This window comes from Halobacillus faecis (genome assembly GCF_007991335.1).
Classification (GTDB): Bacteria; Bacillota; Bacilli; order Bacillales; family Halobacillaceae; genus Halobacillus; species Halobacillus faecis.
Map to the genome: position 1 here is coordinate 1 of NZ_BJYD01000031.1, position 25,296 is coordinate 25,296.

The 25,296-nt window shown below is 43.9% G+C and carries 29 protein-coding genes; 11 read left to right on the plus strand and 18 right to left on the minus strand.

Annotated elements, in window-relative coordinates:
• Positions 1-190 precede the first annotated feature (190 nt).
• The 3 genes from HFA01_RS16470 (at position 191) to HFA01_RS16480 (ending at position 4,479) form a co-directional block, all read left to right on the plus strand.
• A complete protein-coding gene (locus HFA01_RS16470; RefSeq protein ID WP_146818424.1) occupies positions 191-1,204 on the plus strand; it encodes an LLM class flavin-dependent oxidoreductase in 1,014 nt (337 codons plus the stop codon).
• A 575-nt stretch (positions 1,205-1,779) separates the two neighbouring features.
• Complete coding sequence (locus HFA01_RS16475; protein ID WP_146818313.1) at positions 1,780-2,727, plus strand: BMP family lipoprotein; 948 nt, start codon at positions 1,780-1,782, stop codon at positions 2,725-2,727.
• Positions 2,728-2,739: 12 nt separating this feature from the next.
• Complete coding sequence (locus HFA01_RS16480; protein WP_146818315.1) at positions 2,740-4,479, plus strand: methyl-accepting chemotaxis protein; 1,740 nt, start codon at positions 2,740-2,742, stop codon at positions 4,477-4,479.
• Between the two features lie 15 nt (positions 4,480-4,494).
• Here the strand turns inward: HFA01_RS16480 and HFA01_RS16485 are convergent, their stop codons facing one another.
• Entirely contained in the window at positions 4,495-4,746 is a 252-nt protein-coding gene (locus tag HFA01_RS16485; protein WP_146818317.1) for a DUF2164 domain-containing protein, read from the minus strand.
• A gap of 20 nt (positions 4,747-4,766) precedes the next feature.
• On the minus strand, positions 4,767-5,369 hold the full coding sequence (locus HFA01_RS16490; protein ID WP_146818319.1) for a class I SAM-dependent methyltransferase: 603 nt from the start codon (positions 5,367-5,369) through the stop codon (positions 4,767-4,769).
• A 156-nt stretch (positions 5,370-5,525) separates the two neighbouring features.
• On the opposite strand from HFA01_RS16490, the gene HFA01_RS16495 reads away from it, so the two are divergent.
• From HFA01_RS16495 to HFA01_RS16515, 5 genes are read left to right on the plus strand one after another with little or no spacing between them, the layout of a single operon-like run.
• Positions 5,526-6,752, plus strand: coding sequence for an ABC transporter substrate-binding protein (locus HFA01_RS16495; protein ID WP_246139356.1), 1,227 nt, complete (start codon positions 5,526-5,528; stop codon positions 6,750-6,752).
• Complete coding sequence (locus HFA01_RS16500; RefSeq protein ID WP_146818323.1) at positions 6,733-7,584, plus strand: ABC transporter permease subunit; 852 nt, start codon at positions 6,733-6,735, stop codon at positions 7,582-7,584. Before HFA01_RS16495 ends, HFA01_RS16500 begins: the two co-directional genes overlap by 20 nt.
• Positions 7,581-8,381: an ABC transporter permease gene (locus HFA01_RS16505; protein ID WP_146818325.1), complete on the plus strand. Its 801-nt coding sequence runs from the start codon at positions 7,581-7,583 to the stop codon at positions 8,379-8,381. The genes HFA01_RS16500 and HFA01_RS16505 overlap by 4 nt, the downstream gene beginning before the upstream one ends.
• Positions 8,378-9,343, plus strand: a complete 966-nt coding sequence (ccmA, locus tag HFA01_RS16510) for a heme ABC exporter ATP-binding protein CcmA (protein ID WP_146818327.1) — start codon at positions 8,378-8,380, stop codon at positions 9,341-9,343. Before HFA01_RS16505 ends, ccmA begins: the two co-directional genes overlap by 4 nt.
• Positions 9,340-9,984: a TVP38/TMEM64 family protein gene (locus tag HFA01_RS16515; protein ID WP_146818329.1), complete on the plus strand. Its 645-nt coding sequence runs from the start codon at positions 9,340-9,342 to the stop codon at positions 9,982-9,984. Before ccmA ends, HFA01_RS16515 begins: the two co-directional genes overlap by 4 nt.
• Before the next feature lie 224 nt (positions 9,985-10,208).
• On the opposite strand, the gene HFA01_RS16520 is transcribed toward HFA01_RS16515, so the two are convergent.
• The 5 genes from HFA01_RS16520 to HFA01_RS16540 all read right to left on the minus strand — a co-directional run bounded on the left by HFA01_RS16520 (position 10,209) and on the right by HFA01_RS16540 (position 15,080).
• Positions 10,209-11,291 (minus strand): FAD-dependent oxidoreductase, encoded by a 1,083-nt coding sequence (locus tag HFA01_RS16520; protein WP_146818331.1) that lies wholly within the window; start codon positions 11,289-11,291, stop codon positions 10,209-10,211.
• Positions 11,292-11,347: 56 nt separating this feature from the next.
• Positions 11,348-11,665, minus strand: a complete 318-nt coding sequence (locus HFA01_RS16525) for a thioredoxin family protein (protein ID WP_146818333.1) — start codon at positions 11,663-11,665, stop codon at positions 11,348-11,350.
• Between the two features lie 72 nt (positions 11,666-11,737).
• Positions 11,738-12,553, minus strand: a complete 816-nt coding sequence (locus HFA01_RS16530) for a DUF368 domain-containing protein (protein WP_146818336.1) — start codon at positions 12,551-12,553, stop codon at positions 11,738-11,740.
• A 238-nt stretch (positions 12,554-12,791) separates the two neighbouring features.
• On the minus strand, positions 12,792-14,306 hold the full coding sequence (locus tag HFA01_RS16535) for a glycine betaine uptake BCCT transporter (protein WP_146818338.1): 1,515 nt from the start codon (positions 14,304-14,306) through the stop codon (positions 12,792-12,794).
• A 207-nt stretch (positions 14,307-14,513) separates the two neighbouring features.
• Entirely contained in the window at positions 14,514-15,080 is a 567-nt protein-coding gene (locus HFA01_RS16540; RefSeq protein WP_146818340.1) for a nucleotidyltransferase domain-containing protein, read from the minus strand.
• A gap of 183 nt (positions 15,081-15,263) precedes the next feature.
• On the opposite strand from HFA01_RS16540, the gene HFA01_RS16545 reads away from it, so the two are divergent.
• A complete protein-coding gene (locus HFA01_RS16545) occupies positions 15,264-16,772 on the plus strand; it encodes a BCCT family transporter (protein ID WP_146818343.1) in 1,509 nt (502 codons plus the stop codon).
• 63 nt (positions 16,773-16,835) lie between these two features.
• Here the strand turns inward: HFA01_RS16545 and HFA01_RS19175 are convergent, their stop codons facing one another.
• From HFA01_RS19175 to HFA01_RS16570, 6 genes are all read right to left on the minus strand, one after another.
• Positions 16,836-16,967, minus strand: coding sequence for a hypothetical protein (locus tag HFA01_RS19175; protein WP_281290522.1), 132 nt, complete (start codon positions 16,965-16,967; stop codon positions 16,836-16,838).
• 22 nt (positions 16,968-16,989) lie between these two features.
• Positions 16,990-18,006: an AimR family lysis-lysogeny pheromone receptor gene (locus tag HFA01_RS16550; protein ID WP_146818345.1), complete on the minus strand. Its 1,017-nt coding sequence runs from the start codon at positions 18,004-18,006 to the stop codon at positions 16,990-16,992.
• Between the two features lie 337 nt (positions 18,007-18,343).
• Complete coding sequence (locus HFA01_RS16555; protein ID WP_146818347.1) at positions 18,344-18,955, minus strand: metal-dependent hydrolase; 612 nt, start codon at positions 18,953-18,955, stop codon at positions 18,344-18,346.
• A gap of 117 nt (positions 18,956-19,072) precedes the next feature.
• Positions 19,073-19,357, minus strand: a complete 285-nt coding sequence (locus tag HFA01_RS16560) for an iron-sulfur cluster assembly accessory protein (RefSeq protein ID WP_146818349.1) — start codon at positions 19,355-19,357, stop codon at positions 19,073-19,075.
• Positions 19,358-19,505: 148 nt separating this feature from the next.
• Complete coding sequence (locus tag HFA01_RS16565; RefSeq protein ID WP_146818351.1) at positions 19,506-19,922, minus strand: organic hydroperoxide resistance protein; 417 nt, start codon at positions 19,920-19,922, stop codon at positions 19,506-19,508.
• A gap of 73 nt (positions 19,923-19,995) precedes the next feature.
• Positions 19,996-20,277, minus strand: a complete 282-nt coding sequence (locus HFA01_RS16570; RefSeq protein ID WP_146818353.1) for a YkvA family protein — start codon at positions 20,275-20,277, stop codon at positions 19,996-19,998.
• Positions 20,278-20,591: 314 nt separating this feature from the next.
• Between HFA01_RS16570 and HFA01_RS16575 the strand changes: the two genes are divergently transcribed.
• Entirely contained in the window at positions 20,592-21,143 is a 552-nt protein-coding gene (locus HFA01_RS16575; protein WP_146818355.1) for an NADPH-dependent FMN reductase, read from the plus strand.
• Between the two features lie 67 nt (positions 21,144-21,210).
• On the opposite strand, the gene HFA01_RS19180 is transcribed toward HFA01_RS16575, so the two are convergent.
• Positions 21,211-21,852, minus strand: coding sequence for a lytic transglycosylase domain-containing protein (locus HFA01_RS19180; RefSeq protein ID WP_146818357.1), 642 nt, complete (start codon positions 21,850-21,852; stop codon positions 21,211-21,213).
• Positions 21,853-22,663: 811 nt separating this feature from the next.
• Here HFA01_RS19180 and HFA01_RS16585 point away from each other — a divergent pair.
• Positions 22,664-22,855 (plus strand): hypothetical protein, encoded by a 192-nt coding sequence (locus tag HFA01_RS16585; protein WP_146818359.1) that lies wholly within the window; start codon positions 22,664-22,666, stop codon positions 22,853-22,855.
• A gap of 65 nt (positions 22,856-22,920) precedes the next feature.
• Here the strand turns inward: HFA01_RS16585 and HFA01_RS16590 are convergent, their stop codons facing one another.
• From HFA01_RS16590 to HFA01_RS16605, 4 genes are all read right to left on the minus strand, one after another.
• The gene (locus tag HFA01_RS16590) at positions 22,921-23,364 is read right to left on the minus strand and encodes a YueI family protein (protein WP_146818361.1); all 444 of its coding nucleotides are present in this window, start codon (positions 23,362-23,364) and stop codon (positions 22,921-22,923) included.
• Between the two features lie 64 nt (positions 23,365-23,428).
• Positions 23,429-24,310, minus strand: coding sequence for a diacylglycerol/lipid kinase family protein (locus HFA01_RS16595; RefSeq protein ID WP_146818363.1), 882 nt, complete (start codon positions 24,308-24,310; stop codon positions 23,429-23,431).
• A gap of 26 nt (positions 24,311-24,336) precedes the next feature.
• Positions 24,337-24,795 (minus strand): GNAT family N-acetyltransferase, encoded by a 459-nt coding sequence (locus tag HFA01_RS16600; RefSeq protein ID WP_146818366.1) that lies wholly within the window; start codon positions 24,793-24,795, stop codon positions 24,337-24,339.
• Positions 24,796-24,809: 14 nt separating this feature from the next.
• Positions 24,810-25,085: a GNAT family N-acetyltransferase gene (locus HFA01_RS16605; RefSeq protein WP_146818368.1), complete on the minus strand. Its 276-nt coding sequence runs from the start codon at positions 25,083-25,085 to the stop codon at positions 24,810-24,812.
• Positions 25,086-25,296: the final 211 nt, after the last annotated feature.

Consider the following 25,296-nt stretch of genomic DNA (forward strand, 5'->3'; position numbering starts at 1 on the left):
AAAGAGAGCTATTCCCCGCAGCCCTATCCGCTCAACAAAAGTCTCGAAACTGAGTCTTCAAGTAAAGGGAGCTATGGTTTGCATAAAGAAAAGAAGGAAAAGAATTGTTTTACATTTGCATCTATACGTAGCACATGGGACGATAGTAGTTAGATAGAATGATAACGAAAGAAGTAAATGGGGTATGAAAATGAAATTAAGTGTATTGGATCAATCCCCTATCTTAACCGGGACAGACCCAAAAGAAGCCTTGCAGCAAACGACAGATCTAGCAAAATGGACGGATAAGCTGGGATATCACCGTTTCTGGGTCTCAGAACATCATAGTACAAGCAGTCTCGCAGGATCTGCGCCTGAGATACTTGCGGCCCATCTGGCTGCTCATACGGAAAACATCCGTATTGGTACAGGAGGCGTATTACTTCCTCACTACAGTTCGTATAAAGTCGCAGAAGCGTTCCGAGTTCTGGAAACTCTCCACCCTGATCGCATCGATCTTGGGGTAGGCAGGGCTCCTGGTGGGATGCCGAATATCAACTTAGCATTGAACCGCGGGAAGCTGCCAAGTATAGAAGATTATCCTTCCCAAGTGGAAGAGTTGATGGCTTATTTACATGGCCAGGACCCGCACGGAATGGACATATATGCAACACCAAAAGGAGAAACAGCACCTCCCGTGTGGATGCTTGGGTCGAGTGGAACAAGTGCCCGTTTAGCTGCAGACTTAGGGGTTTCCTACTCCTTTGCCCACTTTATCAATGGACGTGGAGGAATACGGGCGATGGATCGCTATCAAGATCACTTCACGACCTCTATGCAGCAAAGTAATCCAAATGGGAACGTCTCTGTATTTGTCGTCTGCGCAGAAACGGATGAGTATGCCGAATACCTGGCTTCGAGTCTCGATCTTGCTCTCTTACAAATTGAACAAGGTGGAAAACGGACACATTTCCCTACTCCTGACGAAGCGCTCAGCCATAAGTACACCATTTTTGAAGAAGAACGAATCCAGGAAAACCGAAATCGGATGATTGTTGGCTCTGTTGAAAAAGTAAAAGAAGAGATTGAACAGCTGGCGGAGAGCTATAATGTAGATGAAGTGATCGTCAATACGATCGTCACTCCATTTGAAGATCGTTTACGTTCCTACGAGCTACTAGCCGATGCTTTTCAATTAAGCCACTCCAAAACCACGATGACCTAACGTCATCGTGGTTTTTCTATTCCACTATTGTTCAACTAAATGGCAGGGTTGTGTAAGATTCAGTTTCGAGATGTTTCCAGGGTTCGGTGCCTTGTTGGGCGTCAGGGGTGGCTGGGAAGCTACTCGCTTTCGATGTAAGTGAGAAACGAACCCCTGGACGAAGTTAGAGGCTCCCACTATCCAACTATTAGAGGTGCAAAGCGCTCTGAATCAAGCTTTTACGCTCTGTGGAAGTGTTCTAATCATCCACATTTCTCAAACGCAATAGCCGATTTTTAGAAAGTGGTTTCGAGAATCTCCCACGGCAAGGGGCGGAGGGAAACGGTGAGACTCCTATGGGACGTGTGGGACAGGTGAGACCCCGGAAGGCATAGCCTGAGGAGGCTCACCGCCCGCCCCATGGAAAGCGAACTGTTTCCCGGAGCCCCTAGAACCACATAATCGTCTCAAAACTGAGTTTTCCACAATCGGGAGCTTTTGTGGAGTAGGGATATTAATTCTTCTTTCCTATTTAAATTGTCCTGGTAGTTTCCGATATTTATAGATGTCAGACATCATAACAAGGAGTGGTGATTTTGCAACGTCTCTACATACCCTTCGTCCTCCTTTCCTTACTTCTAGGAATGGTTGGATGTGCGAACAATGAAACGAAAGCGAATACAGAAGATACGATCAGCGCTGGTCTTATCGTTACAGACAGTGGGCTCGGCGATGATTCCTTCAGTGATTCTGCTTTTCAAGGACTTGAACAAGCACGCGATGAGTTAGGCATCACTTTCGATTATCGCGAACCGTTCGATCAGGATTACGAAAAGAATGCCAAAGAGCTATTGGCCCAAGACCACGATGTCATCATCGGACTTGGATATAATTCTCAGGAAGCCATTGAAAAATTAGCGAAAGAAAACCCTGAGCAATCATTCGTGATGATTGATGCTGTTTCTGAACTTGAGAATGTAACGTCTATCACCTTCAAGGAAGATGAGGGCAGTTACTTGATCGGCCTGATCGCTGGAATGAAAACAAAAACAGGTACGGTCGGATTTATTGGAGGCGAGAAAATTCCAGTTGTCGAACGTTTTGAGAAAGGATTCAAAGAAGGAGTACAAGAAGCAAATCCAGATGCAAAAATCCTTTCTGATTATGCAGGAACGTTTGATGATGATGAACAAGGAGCCTCCATTACAAACGACATGGTGGAAGAAGATGCTGATTTTGTCTTTCCTGCGGCAGGTTTTACAGGGATCGGAGTTTTGAAGGAAGCTCAAAAACAAGGAATCTACGCATTCGGTGTAGATAGTGATCAGTTTTTCGTAGCTGAAGAAGCTGTCGTCTCTTCCATGCTTAAAAATGTTAATGTCGCTCTTTTTGATGTGATGAAACTTTTAAGTGATGGGCAAAAGCTCGATGGTGGAACACAAACGCTCGGCATTCAAGAAAATGGTGTAGGTCTTGCTCCAATCCGCTTGATCGAAATGACGCCAGAAGAACAAAATATGATCAATGAAGCGACAGGAAAGTAAGGGGGAAATGTGATGACCATCGGAAGAAGATTATATATAATGACGCTCATTCCATTACTTTTATGCCTGGGTCTCATCAGTTTCATAGTATTTCAAATGATGGACGTGCAACGCTCGTCGAATCAAGATGTCCAAATTTTACTGGAAGGCAAAGAACTGCATGGCCAGCTTGTCAGTGTGGAACAGGCATTGACTACTTACGGATATAACCCATCAGAAGCTTCCCGCAGCGAAGCTGAAGTTCTGATTGAACAAACCGGCACCATCTTCGCGGATATGGAGCCGCTGATTGCCACAGAATCTCAGGAACAATGGTACAACCAGGCGCAGACAAAATTTGAAAATTGGACAGGACTTGCCTCAGAAGCACTGGCAAGCAATGATACGAATGAAGTACAGCGTCAAGCGGCCCGTACCGGCGGGATCATCAACGATATCTATATGCTCCAAAACGAATCCCAATCCTGGTATGACGGTCAATTGATGGATCAGAGACAGACGATCCAAAATATGATTCTGTTTACAATTATCGCAGCAGCCGTTCTAGTCGCCTCTACGATTCTATCAACGACAAGATTGAGTAAACATATTGCGCGACCAATTCGTGATCTCGCTGATCAAGCATTTCAAGTGGCCAATGGTAACTTGAGGACTACTATTGAAGTGAACGATAAAGAGAAAGATGAAATTGGGCAATTGAAGCGATCCTTCCGTACAATGATCGATAACTTGGAAGGAACTGTTCAGTCCGTTCATCACATCGGTCAAAATGTACAAGATTTTAGTTCCCGTCTTCACCATGAGATGGGTGGCCTTTCTGAAATATCGAGCCAAGTAGCCAATTCAACTGATGAACTTGCCCAAGGGAGCCAATCCATTTCTGAAGATGTTCAGGATGTGGCCAATCTAATGGATGACCTTCACCAAGGATTTGAAATGAACCGTGAACAGGGTCAATCCTCAATGGAAGCCAGTCAGCAAGCCCTCTCTTACGTCGATGAGGGGCAGACGAGCATTACAAACCAACGAGCATTAATGGATCGAAGTGCTGCGTCCATTGCAAATGTAGAAAAATCCGTCAATCAATTCATCCAATATACAGATCAAATTGAATCCACCGTCAAACTCGTCAACGATATCGCTGAACAGACCAATCTCCTCGCTCTGAATGCTGCCATTGAAGCAGCACGAGCTGGTGAACACGGAAAAGGTTTTGCCGTCGTTGCGGAAGAAGTACGTAAACTCGCCGATCAGTCTACTTCAGCTACAGGCAACATAAGTGAAATGGTCATGCAAATTCGAGATGGCGTTCAAATCATTGAACAGGAAATGCAAGAAACCATCCAAATCTCGGAGCAGCAAAACCATTCTGTAGATACGTCGAAAACAGCTTTTGAAAAGATAAGCACTCAAGTGAAGTCCATTGACGAACAGCTGGAAGCCCTGGTCAACGGCTTGGATGAGTCTAAAGAGAAAAGCGCGAATGTTTATGTTTCTATTGAGAATGTGAGTAGTATTGTTGAAGAGACAGCGGCAGGTACAGAAGAAATCTCTGCGTCTACTGTCGAGCAGCAAGCCGCCTTCCAACAGATGATCAAAGAAACCGATCACTTGGAAAATATGGTGGCAGACTTGAACAAGCAGCTGCAACATTTCGAATGGAATCAACACGCGGAAGAACAATTATTAGAAAAAGATAATGAAGTAGATCACGGAGATGATAATGAAACACTATACACCGCTTCAGCTTAATGAAGCGGTGTTTTTTTACCGGCGTTTCGGTTTCCCTGCTGGTCGTTCGAGGGAACGGAGATCTTCATCGACGTTCATAACCTTCTGTTCTACCATCTGTCTCGCGTCTGCTACTCCTTTGTTATAAAAGAAGGGACCCATTTCTTCTGCTAACTTATGTACCCATTGTTCAGCAGCCAGGTCACCGATGACCTCTCCCCGTTCTAATTCAAAGTATTCTTTGACCTGATCCACCATATACTCTCTTTCTTCTTTTTTTAATTTCATAGGCTTTTCCCCCTTTTTCTCTATCCTACCATACCCTCTTTCATTCCAGTCACACAGACCGCATCGTTGGGTTTTTCTGATTTGTAATGGATACACACACGGCGAAACCCTGCTTTTATAAGGAGATTCTGAATTTGACCGCCAAGTACTTCTGTCGTATCATCAGTGGCTCCTTCTTCATGGGGGACAATCGTCAGAGCGATTTTTCCTTTTTCACTAAGTAACGTCCGCAAGTGTCTGAGGATCTCTAAAGGTTGATCCCAAAAAGTGATAGTGTTAACGGCATAGATTTTGTCCAAAGGTTTGTGAAAATGATGCAGGTGATAGGCCTCCCCATGAAAAATACCGATCTGCTTTGAAGACGTCTGATCATTTAACTTTTTTAGAACCATTTCAACCATTTCCTCGGAAGGATCGATGCCATAAAGGGCTTCAGGTTCCCTGGCAGCTATTTTTTTCAATGCTGCTCCTGAACCAAACCCAACCTCTAAAACGCGGTCTTCCTTTCCTACATTCAGAAAAGACAGGGTCCAGTCATTCAACTCCTTGTTTTCTCTTTCCATAAACATTCCAGCAAACTTGCCCGCTATTCCTTCTGGTTTTGCGAATTGATTGTAAAGCATATGTCCGCCCTCCTTTTCACTCCCTTTACCCGTATCTTTTTAAGTTCACGCATTATGAAAGCAGTATTAGTTTTTTTCTGATCGGATTGTTTGTATGATAAATGACAGAGGGATTTATGCAGTACCCATATAATGAGAATCATAGGGGGGATTCGGTTGAAGAAATTCATACCATTTTTCCTGTTGGCGATGCTGCTTGTGGCCGCCTGCAGTGAAACATCCACAAATACTAAAGATTGGACAGAAGCTTCGTGGGATGAGATTGAAGCGGCAGCAGACGGGACAGAAGTCCGTTTGTACATGTGGGGCGGTGATGAAGGAATCAATGCCTATATTGACAACTATGTCACACCACAGCTGGAGGACCAATATGGTGTCTCGCTAAAACGGGTGCCTCTCGACACGCCGGAGATTTTACAAAAGCTCCAAACAGAAAAACAAGCGAATAAACAAAATGGCTCCATTGATGTGATATGGATCAATGGCGAGAATTTCAAAAACGCGAAAGAAAACGAATTGCTGATGGGGTCTTTTACAGAGGTTCTTCCTAATTTCAATGATTACTACAATACCGAAGATCTAGCTTTCCAAACGGATTTCGGAACAGAAGTGGAAGGAATGGAAGCACCCTGGGGGAAAGTTCAGTTTGTGTTTCATTATGATTCAGAAAAAATAACAAACCCTCCAGCTACCATGGAAGAATTACAGACGTGGATAGCTGATAACCCTGGCAAATTCACATACCCAAGAGCGGAAGAATTTACAGGTAATGCTTTCTTAAGGCACGTCCTATACGCTCAAGCAGAAAGGCCTTCGGATATTTATGAGCAGCCGTTGGAAGAGAACGACATCACTCCAACGGCCGAACGCACATGGTCCTATCTTAACGAAATAGAAAACGACCTGTGGCGATCAGGAGAGCACTATCCAAACAGCCTGACAGAGTTGGATCGTCTGTACAGTCAAGGTGAAGTATGGATGACAATGGGATATAACGAATCACGTGCTGCATCATTAATTTTAGAAGGCGTATTCCCTGAATCTACACGTTCGTTCGTCATGGAACCAGGATCCATCGGAAATACGCATTTTCTTTCCATTCCTTTCAACAGCCCAAATCAACCCGGTGCGTTGGCGGCCATCAATTTCATGCTTTCTCCAGAAGCCCAATTGGAAAAATATAAACCGGATGATTGGGGAGAGAATACGCCCATCAGCTTCGAGCAATTGCCTGAAGATATCAAAAAAGAATTTAAAGCTGTTGAACGTGGGGAGAGCGTGTTATCAACAGAAGAACTTGAAGAAAGCTTCTTGCCGGAGTCAGAAGCCGCCTATGTCGACTGGATAAAGGAACAGTGGTTCAATGAAGTTGTTCAAAAATAAAACTTTCCTTCTATTCCTTCCTGCGGCGATTTTTATGATCATCCCTTTCTATGGGTTCTTTCATGCGCTCACCCAAAGCACAGGAGGAGAGGGTTTAGCCCATTACGAAGAAATCTTATCTTCCGAACGGTTTCTGTCATCGGTCTGGTTTAGCATTCGAACAGCAGGAATAGCCACCATCATTTCCATCATCCTCGGGCTTGTATTCACAAAGTTATTTCACCCGCTGTTGAACAACACCTTTCCCCGGCTGATGGTATGGATTCCGATGCTTTTCCCTCATTTCGTCTGGGGGTATATGGTCATTCTCATACTTTCAGAAACAGGATGGATGGCACAGACCTTAGTGGCTGCCGGCTGGCTCGGGGACACTTCGAACTTCCCTGTATGGACCAGGGATCCAGAAGGCATAGGCATCATTATTACGTATGTATGGAAAGAAGTTCCCCTTGTCATTCTGCTTCTTTTCCCTGTGTATGCATCCATACGCCCTGAGTTTTACGATCTCGTAAACAGCCTTGGAGGAAACGCTTGGCACCGATTCACTACAGTCGATCTGCCACATCTCCTCCCCGTTCTCGTGGAGTCATTTTTGATCATCTTCTCTTTCACTCTGGCCGCCTATGAAGTTCCCGCTCTCATCGGCACCACTTTCCCGGAGATGATCTCTGTGCTCGGGTACGAATGGTTTTATGGAAGTTCATGGGACGACCGCCCACTAGCCTTTGCCGCCATGGTCATGACTAGTCTATTTCTCTTGGTATTGACTTTGATCGGCTACTTTGGGTTAAGCCGGCGCAGGTGGAGAGCAATGAGGGGGGATGGAGCATGATTCGCAAGAAAGCGATGTTTCTTAGTTTGAGTTTGCTTTTTTTCATCTTTCCACTAACCATCATGCTGTTGCAAAGCATAAGTGCCCCCTGGCGCTTCCATACGGGAGAAGGCATAGACTGGGGATGGCAAGGGTTCTCCCCCCTCTTTCAAAACTCGCAATTGTGGGAGGCAACGTTCACTTCCATCTGGATCGGGTTTGCGGTACTGTTCATCAACATCACCATTGGATTGTTCACAGGAAAAGCTTTAGCCTCCTACACTGCCTATGGAAAAGCCTGGCTGGAGGCTCTGCTTTTATCACCGATTTTGATTCCATCCTTGGCCATTGCGATGGGCCTGCATCTATTCATGATTCGGGTCGGTCTGGCAGACACCATTTGGGGCGTCATGCTTATTCATTTAGTACCAACTGTGCCTTACAGCATTAAGATCTTTCATAACAGCTATCAACAAATGGGAAAAGCGATGATGGAGCAGCCTCACATTCTTGGGGCAGGATTTTGGACACAGGTATTCACTGTAGAACTCCCGCTATTTAGACCTGCAATCCGCAGCCTTACCTTTTTAACGATTGTGATCAGTTTGAGCCAGTATGCCATCACCGCTATTATCGGCGGCGGCCGGGTCTTGACCTTGCCATTGGTCTTTTTTCCATTTCTCGATAATGCAAACACATCAATTATGGCGGCATTCTCAATCTGGTTCGCACTCATACCGGTTTTTATGTACATCATCATCGAAGCTTTGATGATGTTTCTCCCCTACTCTCGATTGCCATGGAGGAATCATCGATGACACAGACGAAGTTAGAAATGAAAAACATTACAAAAGCTTTTAACCAAGATATGATTTTGAAGGACCTGACCTTCCATTTGGAGAAAGGCGAAATCATGAGCATTGTCGGACCTTCAGGCAGTGGAAAAACGACCCTGCTCCGTATACTTGCAGGTCTGGAAAAACCGACAGAGGGCGAAATCATCATGAATGGAAAAGACATCACCAAACAAAAAGCGAATCGGCGCAGCATCAGCCTCGTTTTTCAACAGCCCTTGCTTTTCCCACATATGACCGTTGGAGAGAATATCACTTACGGAGCAAAAGTCTCAAAAAAATATAAAGAAGAAAAAATCAAAGCTTTACTGGACGCCATCGGGATGACGCGTTACCGTGACCATTATCCTTCCGAAATTTCCGGTGGACAGCAGCAGCGTACGGCCCTCGCCCGTGCGATGGCGACGGAACCTGAAGTGATCTTGTTCGACGAACCCTTCAGCAGCCTCGATCCATCTTTACGGCAGGACCTCAGGTACTGGGTGCGTGATTTTCTTGCCTCAAGAGAGACGACCGCTATATTCGTCACACACGACATGGAAGAAGCGATGATCATGGGGGATCAGATCGCTGTCTTTGAAGACGGAAACTTTCAGCAGATCGGCACAGCTGAAACGTTGCACAAGCTGCCCGCCAACAGCAGTGTCGCTTCCTTTTTAGGAGGCCATCTCATTTTAAATGACCAAGAATTCGTCCCCTTGCATGCCGTTCAAGTAGGAATTCAAAAAACACGGGAAGAAGAAATCAGCTTCGACGCAACTGTCGAGCATGTCACTTACCAACATGGCCGCCCGATTGCACATTTATATATCAAGGACCTGGAAAAGAAAATGTCCCTGCCAATCAACGAATCGTTCCCCAAACGAGAAGTCCAGGTAACGATTCCGGCTGATTCCATCAAGTCCTTCAGCGGAGAGACCCGATGAATAAAAAAAGTATATTCCGGACCGTGTTGTTCCTTAGCCTGTTTATTGCTCTTGCCTGGTTTGTTCGCTCACGATTTGATGTAAGTGCGGATAATATCCGCTCCTATATTCTATCGTTCGGTGCCATAGGACCAATCATCTTTATGGGGCTGTATGCCATCGGCCCCATCGTCGTGTTTCCTACCTCCGTGCTTTCACTTGCTGCCGCTTTTGCATATGGAATCTGGCCCGGCATGCTCTATATCGTCATTGGGGCTACAGGAGCCGGTATCACTGGATACATCATGGGAAGGTTTTTCGGAGACTCTGTACTCAAGTTCCATCAGTCAAAATGGGCGGGGAACATATACGAGCGGATGCAGGGACAAGGTTTCCTTTACGTGTTTATCCTGCGTCTGATCCCACTCGTTGGATTCGACATATTAAGCTATCTTGCGGGAATGACGAGGGTGAAGTTTCTCTCTTTCGTACTGGCTACGGTTATCGGGATGCTTCCAGGGACGTTTGCATACAGCCTGGTTGGAACAAGCCTCGCGAGCGGAGACCGTACGCTGATTTTGATCGCATTCAGTGTCTTCACCCTGCTTCTCGTCACCACCTACCTCTTCCGCAATAAAGTCCGAGCCTGGCTAAAACTATAAACTGTATTCAGCAATATGGCAGGATTATTGAGGACATAATTTCGGGATGTTTCTGGTTCGCTCCTTAGTTGAGCATCTGGGGTGACTGGGAAGCTAATCGCTTTCCTGAGGGGGCGCCGAGCTTCCTCCCCCTCTCGAAACTGAGTCTTCCATAATCGGGAGCTCCAGTAAAAATAGAAAGAGTCTTTGAGAGTGTCCGGAGGGGACGCTTCAAAGACTCTTTTTTATTTATATTTAGCCATGAATTCACGATCAATTTTGTTTTTTAACTGCCACGCCTTCTTATTATGTGAACTGACCGGTCCATACACAAGAAACCCTTTTTTCCCCCCTGTCGATAATATATAAAGGGCATTTTTTTGTGGAATGAATGTGTCCAATGGTAAATCAGAAAGATAGTTTTTCAGGTTCTGCCAAAGGACCGGTCCTTGTCTTACGGCATACACACCACTTTTAGGGAGGTTCGGATCATCAATCATTGTGACACAATCTCCGGCACCGAAAATGAAATCATAGTCACGGAATTGCAGGGTAGACCGAACAAGTGCGAAAGAGCGTTCGTCTATGGCGAGTGACGACTTTTCAAAAATCGGATCTCCAATGGCCCCACCCAGCCACAGCACACCTGTATGGCGGACTCGATTTCCATTGTCCGTTTTGACGAATTCTTCAAAAACCTCTTCGACACGTTCGTCTTCCCAGACACGCACCCCTTTTTTCTCTAAGAGCTTTTTCAATTTTGTAGAGATCCATTTCGGTCCATCAGCAAGTATTCGATCAGATGTAATTAAACGGACTTGACCAGGGATTTTGTGTTTATCTTTATAGGCTTGTATGGACATTGCAAGCTCCGTTCCAGCCGCACCACCTCCCACAATCAGCGGTTTTGTCGTATTTCTCAAGGTTTTCATCTGTTCTGTAAATTCGTAATTCGGTTTAATGGTCCGGGCAGCTGAATCTTCAAATGATGAAGGGAGACTTTTGGATCCAATATCGAAACTGACAAGATCAAAAGGATAAACGGACCCATCTTCACACACGACCTTTTTTTGTTGCGGTTTTACAGAAGCTGCTTTTTTTGGAATCCAATGAACATTAGCTGACTTCGCTAACTGACGAACATCCACGCGAATATCCTCTTCAGAATAAAGGCCTTCTGTGTATCCTGAGAACATTCCTGAATAATACTGGTAGGGCGAAGGTGTAATCATACAAACATCGACCTGCCTCCAAACTTCATTCCGCAATTGTCTCAAAATTTCCAGATGAGCATGGCCAGCTCCGACGAGCAATAACCTTTTTGACAAAAGAGCACCTCCTTACAGAAAACGTCCACATGGCAGGACCATGTGGACGTGTTTTTTTAAAGACTTGCTTGCAGAAACTCCTCTACTTCTTCTGGAGTTTTTGCATTCGCACTATGAAGATGGGCTTTCTTGTTTCCATCTTTAAAAATCAGGATGCTTGGAATCCCCATTACTTCGTACTTTTCTGCAATCTCTGGAAGTTCATCTCGATTGACGTTATACCAATCGTACCCATTGTATTCTTCTAGAATATCTCCGATAAACATATCCATGCGTCGGCAATCGGGGCACCAGTCCGCTTCGAATTTAACGATAACCGGACGGTCACTTGCAATTGTTTCGTTAAACTTTTCCGTTGTATGAATGGCTTCCATCAAACTCAATCTCCTTTATAAATATCTACTTCTTATCATACCCAAAATGGATGCATTTGTCTTTCGTCAGGCTTACTTATATTCCACCCTGCCTAATAACCATGCAGCAAGCAGACCACCGAGGAATGCAACGATACTGACAAGCATCAACATTCCCGTTCCAGGCACTCCAGGAAAAATAACAAATACAGATCCGATGACTAGACCGATGATAACCGCGAACGTTCCAGACGTATAATTTTCAAGGAAAAACTTCACAATCTTACTCATCACAACGATGCCACAGACAATCCCTGCACCTACAACGGCGATGATATCAATTCGGAAATCAGAAATCCCTGAAGTTACGGTCGTGTACACCCCGATAATCAATAGAATGAATGATCCACTGATTCCAGGGAGAATCATAGCACTGCTGGCAATCCATCCAGAGAAAAACAAGAGAATATATCCAGCAAATGACAAGTTTTGCATCGGTTCAGACTCAGCTGTTTGGAAAAATGCCATAGAAGCGACTAAAACAGCTCCAATCAGCAGTAATGCAAAGTGTTTTGCTTTAAAATTATGCTTCACATCTGCTTTATGCGTTAAGTATGGCAACACGCCGATAATCAGACCAAGAAAGAAAAACTGTGTCGGCCCCGGGTAGTGTTCAAATAGCCACTCGATCAAGTTAGCCATTAAACCAATGGCGATGACTACTCCAATTCCAAGCGGTAATAAAAATTTCAAATGTGTTTTCCATTCTTTACTAAAAAAACCATTAATGGCTTCAATCAGGCGGTCGTAAATGCCGAGAACGACAGCAATCGTCCCTCCACTTACACCTGGTACGACGTCACTCGCCCCCATCAGCATGCCACGGTAAATATTTCTCCATTCCCACATATCTTTGGCTCCTTTTATATCTAACCCTTTTCCCTTCTATTCTATCAGATTTCTTTAAGTTTTTATGATACATTTTCATGAAAAGTAACACAACAAGTGCCCGGTATATATCCACTTCGAATGAGAAGATTTTAGCAGTAGCCGGTCCCTCATCCCATGCAAAACTACCTTTCAAGGAATAGAGAGTTTGATGGAAGAAAGGAACTTCCGCACCATAGAGCGAAAGTTCCTTCTGAGATTAGGCTGATGTTTTTTCTTCTTTATCCTTCCCTCGATCAAGTGCAATTTTATCTGCCCGAATCGCTTTATATAAGGATACGACCATTAAAATCATGATGAAAGAGAATGGAAACGCAGCTGATATGAGCGCGTTCTGCAACGCCTGCAGTCCACCAGAATATAATAATACAGCGGCCATCGATGACTGGACAATCCCCCATACGAACTTAACCATCGTAGGTGGAGTCAGTGATCCGTTTGTCGTCTGCATTCCTAACACAAAGGTTGCAGAGTCTGCAGATGTAATGAAGAATGTTCCAATCAGTACCATCGCGATGATTGACAGGATCAACCCCAGCGGGTAATTATCAAATGTTCCAAACATCACTTGTTCTGTAGCTAGATCGGAAAGTCCACCTTGATCTTGTTGGACTTGGATCGCCGATGAACCGAAAGTGGAGAACCATAGAAAACCTACAGCAGACGGTACAAGTAAAACACCTGATAAAAATTCTCGAATCGTACGTCCTTTGGAAACACGTGCGATAAAGATACCGACAAATGGGGACCATGCAATCCACCATGCCCAGTAGAAGACCGTCCAGTTGTTGATCCATGTACGATTTTCTTCACTGTTCGGTGCAAGACGGAAACTCATGGTCGGCAAGTTTTGTAAATAAGCACCGATCGTGTCTGTGAACATGTTCATAATGAAGAGCGTAGGACCTACAACCAACATGATGGCAAGTAGCGCTATAGCTAAGATCATATTCGTATTACTCAAATAACGGATCCCTTTGCTCAATCCAGTATAAGCCGAAATCATGAATAGAACAGTAACGACACCTATGATGGCCAACTGTACACCAAACGAATCTTCAAGCGGTGTTAAAAACGTCAACCCACCATTGATCTGTGCTGCACCAAATCCAAGAGTCGTCGCTACACCGACAATGGTCGCGAACACGGCGATGATATCGACGACTTTCCCCCACGGTCCATTCATCTTATCTCCGAATAACGGTTCGAGTGTGGAGCTTATTAAAGCTGGTGCACCTCGACGGAACTTGAAATAAGCAAGAACAAGAGCAACGATTGCGTAAATTCCCCACGCATGAACTCCCCAGTGGAAGTACACGAATCGCATGGATTCATTTAGAGCGGCTGCTGTTCCCGTCTCTGCGGTCGGGGCATTATTGGCATAGAAATAGATCGGTTCTGCTGCTCCCCAGAAGACGAGCCCGATTCCCATCCCGGCACTGAAAAGCATGGCGAACCATGTCGCGTAGTTGTAATCAGGCTTGTCCGTAGGCTTCCCAAGTTTCATTTTTCCATATGGACTGAAAATCATATAAAGACAGAAAATCACAAAACCAGTAACGATCAGTAAGTAATACCATCCAAAGTGAACAGAGATGTAAGATTGGATGCTGCCTGTAATACTTTCAAGATTTTTAGGGGCAACGGAACCCCAGACGACTGAAAATAAAGCAATAGCTAATGTAACCCAAAAAACGGAAGTGACTTTTTTCATGATAAACTCCTTTCCAGAACTTGTACGTATTTTCGATACAGGGGGATATTCATGCGAGGGGGTGTAGCGTCTGATGTATGTTTATCGAATACCCAAACCGAGAAAAAATAAACAATTCGTCGAATTTTTCCTACATAAATATAGCCCAAAAGACGGATGTCTCCTGGGCTTTATCCATTTCAATTGATATGTTTCTCGAGTACGCGTTCAGTAGAGTAAATTTTCGAGCCACGGATGTTCAGGCTGGTGATGCATGAGTGACTGTTTTAACCACTCCTTTTGATGTTCATTGAGGAAAGGAAAGACGTTTTGGAAGTCCTCCTCGTCATTTTTTGTCGTATGGGTTGATTTATAGAGAAGGACAATTTCAGGATTCAAATACGGGTGCCCGAGTTCTGACTGCAGGTGCATACGACTGATCTCAAATGTAATAGAGGAATCTCTTCTGAAACGCCACCGGTGCTTATTTTTTTCATTGAGGAGAATCTCTAATCTATGACCCTCTGGAGAAAAGGCGTGGATTTCATGGACAGGAAGTGCGAGGACTTCTCCTTCCCAACGCTTAAGTTCCTTCTGTTTGACGACATACAAATCCCATGATTTTAATGTTTCGTATAATTGGTGCTGGTCTTCACGGAAAGCAGCGACTTCCACATCCTCATGATGCCTTGTTTCTTCGCCGATATGAAGGTCAATGGCCCATCCCCCTGCAAACATCCATTTCCTATTAAATTCATTTAACCATTGGCGGACTTCTGTACATTTTTCAAACATGCGAAACCTCCTCTTTCTCATTTTGTCCGAGTTCAAAATCTCTTAACCTTTCTATACGATCCGTACAGGAGTCGCTCCGAATTCAACGCGTCCATGTTTTTCACAGGAAAATGTAGGGAATAAACAAACCGATCATCAAATTCATGTTCATCAATTACTTATGATTCATGAAAGGAGTCCACGATGAAAGATCAAATCAAAAACCCTGTTTTCCTCATTTCCGCAACGGTCATCACTGTCCTCGTCATCGTAGGAGCAATTAATCCTGAAGGCTTTGGTACAGTCGCCGGTACCTTATTTGACTTCACTACCCTTAATTTTGGTTGGTTTTATCTCATTTCCGTCTTCGGCTTCGTCATTTTCCTGGCTGCTCTCGGACTGAGTAAATACGGAAAAATCAAAATCGGTCCTCAAGATTCCAAGCCTGAATTTCCTTTTTTCACGTGGATTGGAATGCTCTTCTCCGCCGGTTTCGGGGTAGGACTCGTATTCTGGGGAGTCGCAGAGCCGATGAGCCACTACTTCGAAACGCCCTTCTCAGATTTGGAAGCGCAGACCGAAGATGCTGCGCGCGTTGCTATGGGTTATTCCTTTTTTCACTGGGGAATCAACCAGTGGTCTGTTTTCGCCATTGTCGGCCTGCTTATAGGTTTTTTGCAATTCAGAAAGGATAAGAACGGCCTTGTGTCAACAGCTCTTGAACCCGTGCTCGGGAAGTCAAAGCCGGTGAAGTACACCATCGACTCATTAGCCGTTATCGCTACAGTAATGGGAATCGCCACTTCACTTGGGCTGGGAATTCTTCAAATGAACGGTGGATTGAACGCCGTATTCGGCATACCGAATAGTACATCGATCCAGCTTATCATCACAGGCGTACTGCTCGTCTTATACTTAACTTCATCCAGTACTGGATTGGAAAAAGGGATCAAATGGCTCAGTAACTTGAACCTGGCCCTTTGCTTAGTTTTACTTTTATTCGTCTTCTTCGCCGGCCCGACGGTATTTATATTAAATAGTTTCACCTTAGGGATCGGGGATTATATATCCAACTTTGTAGAGTACAGTCTAAGGTTAACTCCTTATGAAGGTGGAAGCTGGCTACGTGATTGGACGATTTTCTATTGGGCGTGGGTCATTGCATGGTCTCCATTCGTCGGGGCATTCGTTGCCCGCGTTTCCCGTGGTCGAACAATCAGGGAGTTCATATTCGGTGTCCTTGTCGTACCACCGCTGATCGCTTGTTTGTGGATCGCCGTATTCGGTGGTACAGCCTTGAACAGTGACTTGAACAATGGAACACAGATTGCTGAAGCCGTGAACAATGATGTGACGGTCGCTCTTTTTAAAGCTTATGAATACCTGCCTCTCACAGGCATTTTATCCTTCTTATCTATTTTATTGATCGCAACGTTCTTGATCACATCTGCTGACTCCGCTACCTACATCCTGGCAAGTATGACAACGAACGGCAGCCTCACCCCTGCTCTTGCCATTAAAGTGATTTGGGGGATTTTGATGGCAGCCATTGCCGGAGTGTTACTGGTCGCCGGTGGTTTAGATGCTTTGCAGACAGCCTCTCTCGTTTCCGCTCTTCCGTTTACAGTGATCATCATTCTCTTCGTTTATGCCTTTACGAAGATGATACGAAAAGAGCCACTGCCCGAACGACGCAAAAAAAAGAACGAATAGCTGAGAACGAAAAAGGTGTCCTATCCCAATACCGGATGGACACCTTTTCTATTTCCTATACTTTTAACTTTCTGGATTTTCTATACTCCAATAACCTCCATCAATCGGATCCAGGGCGGTCTTACTCTCTCCTATTCCCCATGAGCCTGCGAGCGTCAGTAAAAGAACAACAAACAATCCGGCTAACCTTTTCATAAGAGAAAACCTCCATTTATTTTTATATTCTTTCTAAATACGCTAGTGGTAATTGAGCAAAGAAGTAATCCCCTTGTTCTTGAATAAACCGGTGATAGGAATGCCTCAGCATCTCCCTGTTCCCTGTAGCCAGTCCCAAATAACTCTCTTGAAAGGGAGTGAGTGATACAAAGGAATGCAGGATCTCTTGTGTTTTCTTATAATCTCCCCGCGCTAGAGCAAGGTGAGCCTGCTCTACTGGATCTGTAGTGGAGATCCCTTCAGTTCTCTGATGAAAAGAAGATATAAAAGGAAGCGAGCGGTTTTTTACCGTTTGCAAAAAGCGTATATGCCCATGCTTTTCAGCAATCTCTATGGACTTTAGTAACGATTCCATAGAAGATTCATAGCCATTAAAAAGCTGACATAATGCCAAATCATGATGCATCCGGCTCTTTCTTCTAGATGAAACTTCTGTGTTGATCATTTTATATGCATAACGGCTCGCAAGGATAGAGTTATTGGTCTTCCAATAATGATAAAAAAGCAGCTCTTGATAACGTTGATTCAAATAATAATACATTAAAGGCTCGTCTACTTGCTGAAGCGCCTGGTCGCATTCATCCAAGTACTTATCCAATGCTGTAAATACTTTTAAGTCCTGATAAGAATAAACGAGGGTGAACAAGTGAAGGCATCTCAACGATGGATGCGTAAAATGGAGATCTTTTAGCTCATCTAAGTAATTTTTGTTTTTATCTCTATCGGTCTGAGACAAAATCACTTGATACAAATGACCTACCTCTTTATTTATGTAAGGGGATTCTGTAATGACAGACAGATCTTCAAAAAAATCATTCATATAAAAAAATTCCATGCAGACAATTTGCTCGTCAATTGAGGTGGGGAAATGGGAGAGGATGTGGTCTTTTGTTCTTAAGACAGCATCTCTTCTGGGGTATTCCCTTAAATAACCAAGGTACACATCATATAAAGAGGAAGTGCGACTCATTTGAAGCTTTCGCAATGGGCTCGGTTCAATTAGTTGGTAATCTGCCACAACACTCGCCCTCCTTATCTATCTTTCTTCTATTTTATTGAATTTTCGGAAATATGTCTATACAAAAATTAAAGAGACTGAAATATTTATGGATTATATTCCCTTTTAATCACCTGTTTCATAAACGTTCCCTATTCTTGAAGACTCAGTTTCGAGATGTTTTCGGGGTTCGTTACCCAGGTTGAGCGTTAGGGGTGGCTCACCGCGCTCCCGCGGAAAGCGAGCTATTCCCCGCAGCCCCACCCACTCAATAAAAGTCTCGAAACTGAGTCTTCAAGTATCCTGCCATATTGTGTAATAACTGGGGATAGAAAAAAGACACTACTAGAATGTAGTGTCAGAAAATGTTTGAGGTGAGGTACCATACGTTCCATAAGAGCAGGGTATAGACAATGAGACGCTCACTGTTTGATCCTGTTCTGAAGGTAAAGATGAACTGTAAATACTTCTTTGAAAAAGGGTAAGCCAATGGGATGCCTTTTTTCGTTATGTAATCTCCAAACAAATGGGAAACCACTCCTATAATCAATCCCCCGATATACATACGGGGGATGGCGAAGGCTTGTTCAAGGATTGTCCCGTATCCAATAAGTAAACCGACAAACAACACAGAGTGAGTCATTTTCCTATGTCCACGAATCATAATCAGAATAGGTAAAAGCAGCATGACGAAAATTTTCAGTTGTTCTCGATATGTATCCAAATACTCTGGTACAAATAAATAACAGAGAAAGGCGACGGTAAAGACTGTCATAAGTCCCCGCCAAAACTTGTGCCCAAGGGTAGATGTTGGTGTGTCGATATCCGGTAACAGCGAACCGAAAAGGACGAACACAAAGAATAAAACCGTTTGCAGAGGCTGTTCAGGCATCCACTCGAACGTAGGAAGCAAAGTCATTGCCCCCACCCCGAAAGTGAAGCCCACAACCTGGTGTCCTGATGCCATCATGATGTGCAGCGATCCCCTCTTTCTAGTATGTGCCTTTCAATAGGGAGAGCTCTATATCCGGGTCGTTCCGTTCTCCTATAAAAAATATACCCACAAAACTGTGGGCATTCATCTATATTAACAGTCTTTCTCTGGAAGCCCCAGCATCTGAAATTTGGGACCTTCCATGGTCTGCTTCCCTTCGATTGTCAAGTCTTCCGTCATATGGGCTATTCTACTGTCTATGGCCACGGGAATAGAATTGATGTGATGTAGTTCATCATCCCCTTCCGGTTCCCCAATCGTCATTCCGATATCCGGTTCCCCACACCCGTAACCAGCAAAAAACAAGCGCAGACATCCTGCATCTTCATCTTCTAAGATTTGATTTAATAAATCCCTCGCTTGGTCGGTGATTTTCATCGCCTTTCACCCCTTCGACTATAAAATACCATAATTACCAGCACGCCTGGTAGTAATACGAATTGCATGTATATGCTGTAGCTATTATTCCCTTCCAATAAATAAAAATCCCTGGTGGAGTTTCCACCAGGGATGTAGAGGTTATCTTTTATACAGCGCTCGCTTTGATTTCAACGTCGATGTTTCCACGCGTCGCTTTAGAGTATGGACAAACTTTGTGTGCTTCCTCAGCAAGTGATTCTGCTTCTTCCTGAGAAACACCTTTCACTTTCACATTAAGGACAACGCCTACTTTAAAACCATTGTCCGATTCATCTTTCATGAGGCTTACGTCAGCAGTGATTTCAGATTCGATATCTTTTTTCTGTTTACTTGCAACCAGGTTCAACGCTCCATCGTAGCAAGCGGAATAACCAGCAGCAAACAATTGCTCTGGATTCGATCCTTTTTCATCACCTTCGCCAGGCATGGAAAGGTTCAAATCAATTAAACCATCATCTGACTTAACGTGGCCATTTCGTCCACCTTGTGCTGTTGCATGTGCGGTAAACATTACATTACTCATTATCCATCACTCCTTGACTAATTATTGAATCCACAACAGTTACATACCTCATCTTGCCGTTGATTAAACATTTCTATTCATCATAGACGCGGTACTCCTTTTGCAAGTCCGCAGGAGCCATCTTCACCATCCATTGCATAATGTAAGTGAAAACCGCAAGATCATCGACAAGACCGAAAAATACGAGGAAATCCGGGATGACGTCCCATGGGAACAGAAGATAAGCGACTAAGAGTACAACGGAAAACCATTTCTTCCCGGTACTCACATCTTTTGATTTGAAAAATCGTACAAGAAACGGCACAGATTTTCTGACATTAAAAAGAAACTTAATTCTTCGCCATAAACGGATCATCGCCTTCCCTCCTTCCCCTATTATACCCTTCTTATTCCGACATAAAGCAAGCAGAATCCTCACAATTGCTTAAATAAGACGTATACTTTACCATAAAAAGAAAAGAGACTATTTCATATATACCAACCGTCCCGGTGACTGACGCCAACTCGTTATAAAAAAGACGGTTAAGCTTCGATTTGTACCCGCAGAGTAAATTTTCATAAGATAATCGGGCAAGGCCAACACATACTACCATTAGTTACATAGCCCACTTTATGAAGTTCTGCATACGATAACATAGCTCAAAGAAAATTGAAGGGGAGAAAGTTGCCATGAAGATCCTACTATTGAACGGAACGATCGTCGGGAAGAAGACCCGGACGCTCCTTGATGAAATCGAAAAATATATACAACAGCTGCCAACGGATCACACCACAAAAATTGTTGACCTTGAGAATTACGAGCTTCAATTCGTAGATGGCCGCCCAGCTGAAGAATACAACGATGATATGAAAAGATTGATCCATGAAATCGAAGAAGCTGATGCTTATGTCATTGCTACTCCCGTTTTCCAAGGATCAATCCCTGGCACTTTAAAAAACGTATTTGATGCTGTATCGCCCCTTGCCATGCGTTATAAACCCGTATCTATTGTAGCCAATGGAGGGACCTTGCAACATCACCTCGTCGTAGAGAACCAATTAAAGCCAATTTTGAATTACTTCCGCTGCATGGTGACACCAAACTACGTGTACACCCACACGAACCACTTTTCCACTCAGGGAGAGCTCATTGACGAAGACGTCCGCAACCGATTAAAAGAGATGACGGTCGTTTTTGATCAATACATGCAGATGAGTCGGGAGCTTGAACCAGATAAGTAGAGAAATAAAATACTGCTATTCATTTCCATGAAAAAGCGCGGGTCTTTTATAAGACGTCCGCGCTTTTTTATGCTTTTCCGAGTATTTTAGATATGTAATTTTGAGTTTCCCGGAATGGTGGCACACCCTCATACTTATCTACATTACCAGGGCCTGCATTGTAAGCAGCGAGCGCCAATTCGGTATTGCCATCATAACGGTCGAGCATTTGCCTCAAGTATTTTGTCCCGCCCATCAAGTTCTGCTCCGGATCAAATGGATCTTTCACACCAAGTCCCTTTGCTGTTGAGGGCATAAGCTGCATCAAGCCTTGTGCTCCTGCATGACTGACGACACCAGCATCAAAGTTCGATTCAGCCTTCACTACAGATCGTACCAATTTTTCATCGACGCCATAGCGAACCGATGCTTTCTTTATGAGCTGATCCACATTCGCGTTTCCACTGGTAACATTTGAGGTATCATTCATCATTCCATGACTTTTCTCTACAGACACTGGTACTTGCTGAGCCAAAGGACTTTGCACTGGGTGGGATAGACGGCTTGGCGAAGAAGGCACGCTCGCACGAAACGAATGCTCCATTGCTTCATGCAGAAGGCTTTGAAACGTAATATCCTGCATCCCATTTGATAAGTTGCTCGAATTTCGATTCCCTAACATAGACATGGCTTGCATTTGAATCATTAGTTGGATTTTACTGACATCCATGTGCTCCACTCCATATAGTTGATAATTCAAGTGTACAGGATTCATGCTTTTTCAACAATTATACTTCTGAATATATTTTACAATTTACCAATAGTAGACAAAACTTGAGAAAATTTTTTCATAAAACCTCTATTCAGTTATCACTTTTGCACGTTTTTTTCCCAAAGCAGCAACCCGGGAAAAGGTGATACAATAAGGAATAGCAAAAGAGATACTGAATCGTGCTCGTGCGCTGTCGTGCTGGTTGTCCACGCTTCGCACATGGTTTATTTGTTTATTTGTATTCATTTCTTTCTTGAGTACTCTCTTTTGTCTCTTACGTCGAATCACCCTATTATTTTTCCCCGCCAGGAAAAATAACCTGTAGATTTCATGGTCTGTCTCTCTTCAATGAAAAGACACATACCATCTCCCCCTTTTGCCCATTCAAAAGGGGGCTTTTTTTTATCCTCTTATATATCACTAGAGCTCCCGATTGTGGAAGACTCGGTTTCGAGATGTTTGTGTGATTCTAGGGGCTCCGGGACAAGGTTCGCTTTCCATGGGGCGGGCGGTGAGACCCCGCAAGGCTTCAGCCTGAGGAAGCTCAGCGCGCTCCCGCGGAAAGCGAGCTATTCCCCGCAGCCCCAATTCACTTAACAAAAGTCTCCAAAGCAAGTCCTTCTAAAATCCTGTCAAATCGTGTAATAATGATAGAACATTAGACAGACTCCGTGTTTTGTGTGGACAAGCCGGCAAATTATTTTTCTAAAAGCTAAATATTCCACGTTTGTACATCATATATTGAAAGTACAAAGGAGGTGGAATAAAGATGGATTTCAACAACCGTGTGTTCCTGTTTCTAGCTGCTCTTCTTTCCGGGTATGCGCTTTACAGCATCGGTGACTCAGCTGGTAACTTTTTCGATCAATTCTTGTTCTACGCCGGCTACATTGCAATGATACTTTTTTCCTTTGCTATTATTATCGTCGGGCTGGCAAGATTCTTGAATCAGTACAAATAGAAAATGGCCTCTCCAGGTGAGAGGGACGTGTGAAAAAAGGCTGCGGATGATCCGCAGCCTTTTTTTTATTTGGATGGTTTAAAAAGAGACTTGAAGAAGTTTGTCCATCCATTCTCTTCAGATGACTCTCCAACTTCCTCTTGTGCTTCCACCCTTATATGCTCTTTTTCAATCGCATAATCCAATGTAAGGACAGCTCCGAATTCTGATTGTGTTTCCTGGTTTGAAACAGTGGAGTGGTGGATGTTATGCCTCTCGGCTAGATCCATGTAGGGGGATAAAAACCGATAGCTTATCTCTCCGTTCAACAACAGTTTGGCATCTTGATAGCTTTTCATAAGCTCTTCCAACTCTTCCTGCCCCTGCTCACCCATCACCTGCCCCTTCGTCAGAGCGACCAAGACTCGTTCTCTCAACGTACCAAGGTATTGTTTTCTCTCTCCCGGTTTTGTTTGCCGACTTCCATAAATGCCTTCCTGTAGGTAATCTTCCATATCTGGTTTCTTCATAAGATGCACCTCGTTCAATCCTAGTATGACACAGAAAAAAGGCTGTACACATGACAGCCTTTACCTATTTTACAACCACGGAAATGTGAGAAGGAAGGACCGCAAGCTCCACGGGAAGGGAATCCCCTTCTTCACCATCGACATTTGTCACCAGGTTTTCCTCTGAAGTCACACGTACGTGATCCGCTTTGAAGTATTCCACATCCTGCTCATCTTTAAGTCCACCTCTAAGGATCGCTGAAACGATAGATGCAAGACGTATCATGTTTACTTTAGGTACGATATACCCGTGAATTTTCCCGTCATTTACTTTAGCTTCCGGAGATAATTTTTCGAATCCGCCTGCTGAATTCGTTAAAGCTGCAAGGAATAGAAAAGATTCCCCTTCCCATGCCTTATCATCGTATTCAATCCGCATTGGATAGCTGCTGTTCTGAGTCAAGGTTTTCATCCCTTCCATCATATAAGCAAGCGGACCAAATTTCGTCTTTTGTTCTGGCGTCACTTCATACGTTGCTTCAGCAAGGGCTCCTGCTGCCACGATATTAACAAAATACTGGTCATTGAACTTCCCAATATCCACAGATTTGCTCTGATCGGATCGGAGAACGTCAACCGCCTCTTCAACCTTCAGTGGAATATCAAGAGCTCTTGCAAAATCGTTCACTGTCCCAAGTGGGATAATTCCTAAACGTGGGCGGTGGCTTTCATCTACCATCCCATTAATTGTCTCATGGAGGGTACCATCTCCTCCCATAGAAACAACGAGATCGAACTCATCTCTACAGGCATTCTGGCAGTACTTTGTGGCATCCAGCTCCTTTTCTGTTTGAGCAACTTCCACTTCGTATCCTTTTTCCGATAAAATGCTCTCGATTTGTTCGACATGATCGACGGCTTCCTCTTTTCCTGAAGAAGGATTGACGATCAACATAGCTTTTTTCATTGTTTATCTCCTCTCCAAAACATCCTTTATTCTTTTGACTGGTATTCATAAAGGGTGCTGACAGAAGAAAAACCGATTTTGCGGATGAATTCACTTACTCCGTTTTGATGCGGCCGAAGGCTTACCTGTATGGCTTTTGCTTCCTGCTCATACATCCACTTGATTAGTTCGTCACACAGGTCTGTGCCAATGCCTTCCCGTCGATAAAATTCATCCACAAATACTTCCCTGACATATCCATACACATCCTCTTCCCCATGGGACTCAATGATGCCAAGGACATATCCGATCATTCTTCCATTCATATCAGCAACCAGTAGTTTCTGGTTTGGGTTCTTTGCTAGAAATTGATCTGCTGCCCAATACTTACGATTCCTGACTTCTTCATTGGTCAGCCTCTCAAAGCTTGCCACATGAAGAAAATCGATGCTGTACCTCGTAAAGTGCATCAAATCCTTTTCCTCAGGTTCCCTTATTTTCACCATCAGAAACTCCTCCTCTACGCTTTTAACACCACTTGGTATTCCGGTGTATTTTCAATAACTTCCCGGGCGAAGGAGCAGACCGGGTCAATTTTCAATTTATGTTTACGAGCGTAGTTTACAGCATAATCAATCAATTCCCCTCCCAAACCTTGTTCACGTTCAGATGGCGCAACGAAGGTACTTGTAATGACCATTGTATTTTCATCTTCATCAAATAGAAGCTGGGCTTTAGGGTCCTTTTCCTCTCCTATATAAAACGTTCCTTGTTTCTGTTGGATTTCCTGTTCCACGACAATCTCTCCTTTCCCTATAAAGGATACCCTTTCATCTCCAAGAAAAACATAACGTTTCCATATCCGGGTGGACGGTGATGAGTGTCCGTTAGAGAAATTGAGGTATTCGATAATGATATTTTAGAATGCGACATATTAAATTGAGTATTCGACATGGTTATTCAGGAATTCGACATCACAGATTGAGTATTCGACATAATAAGAGAAT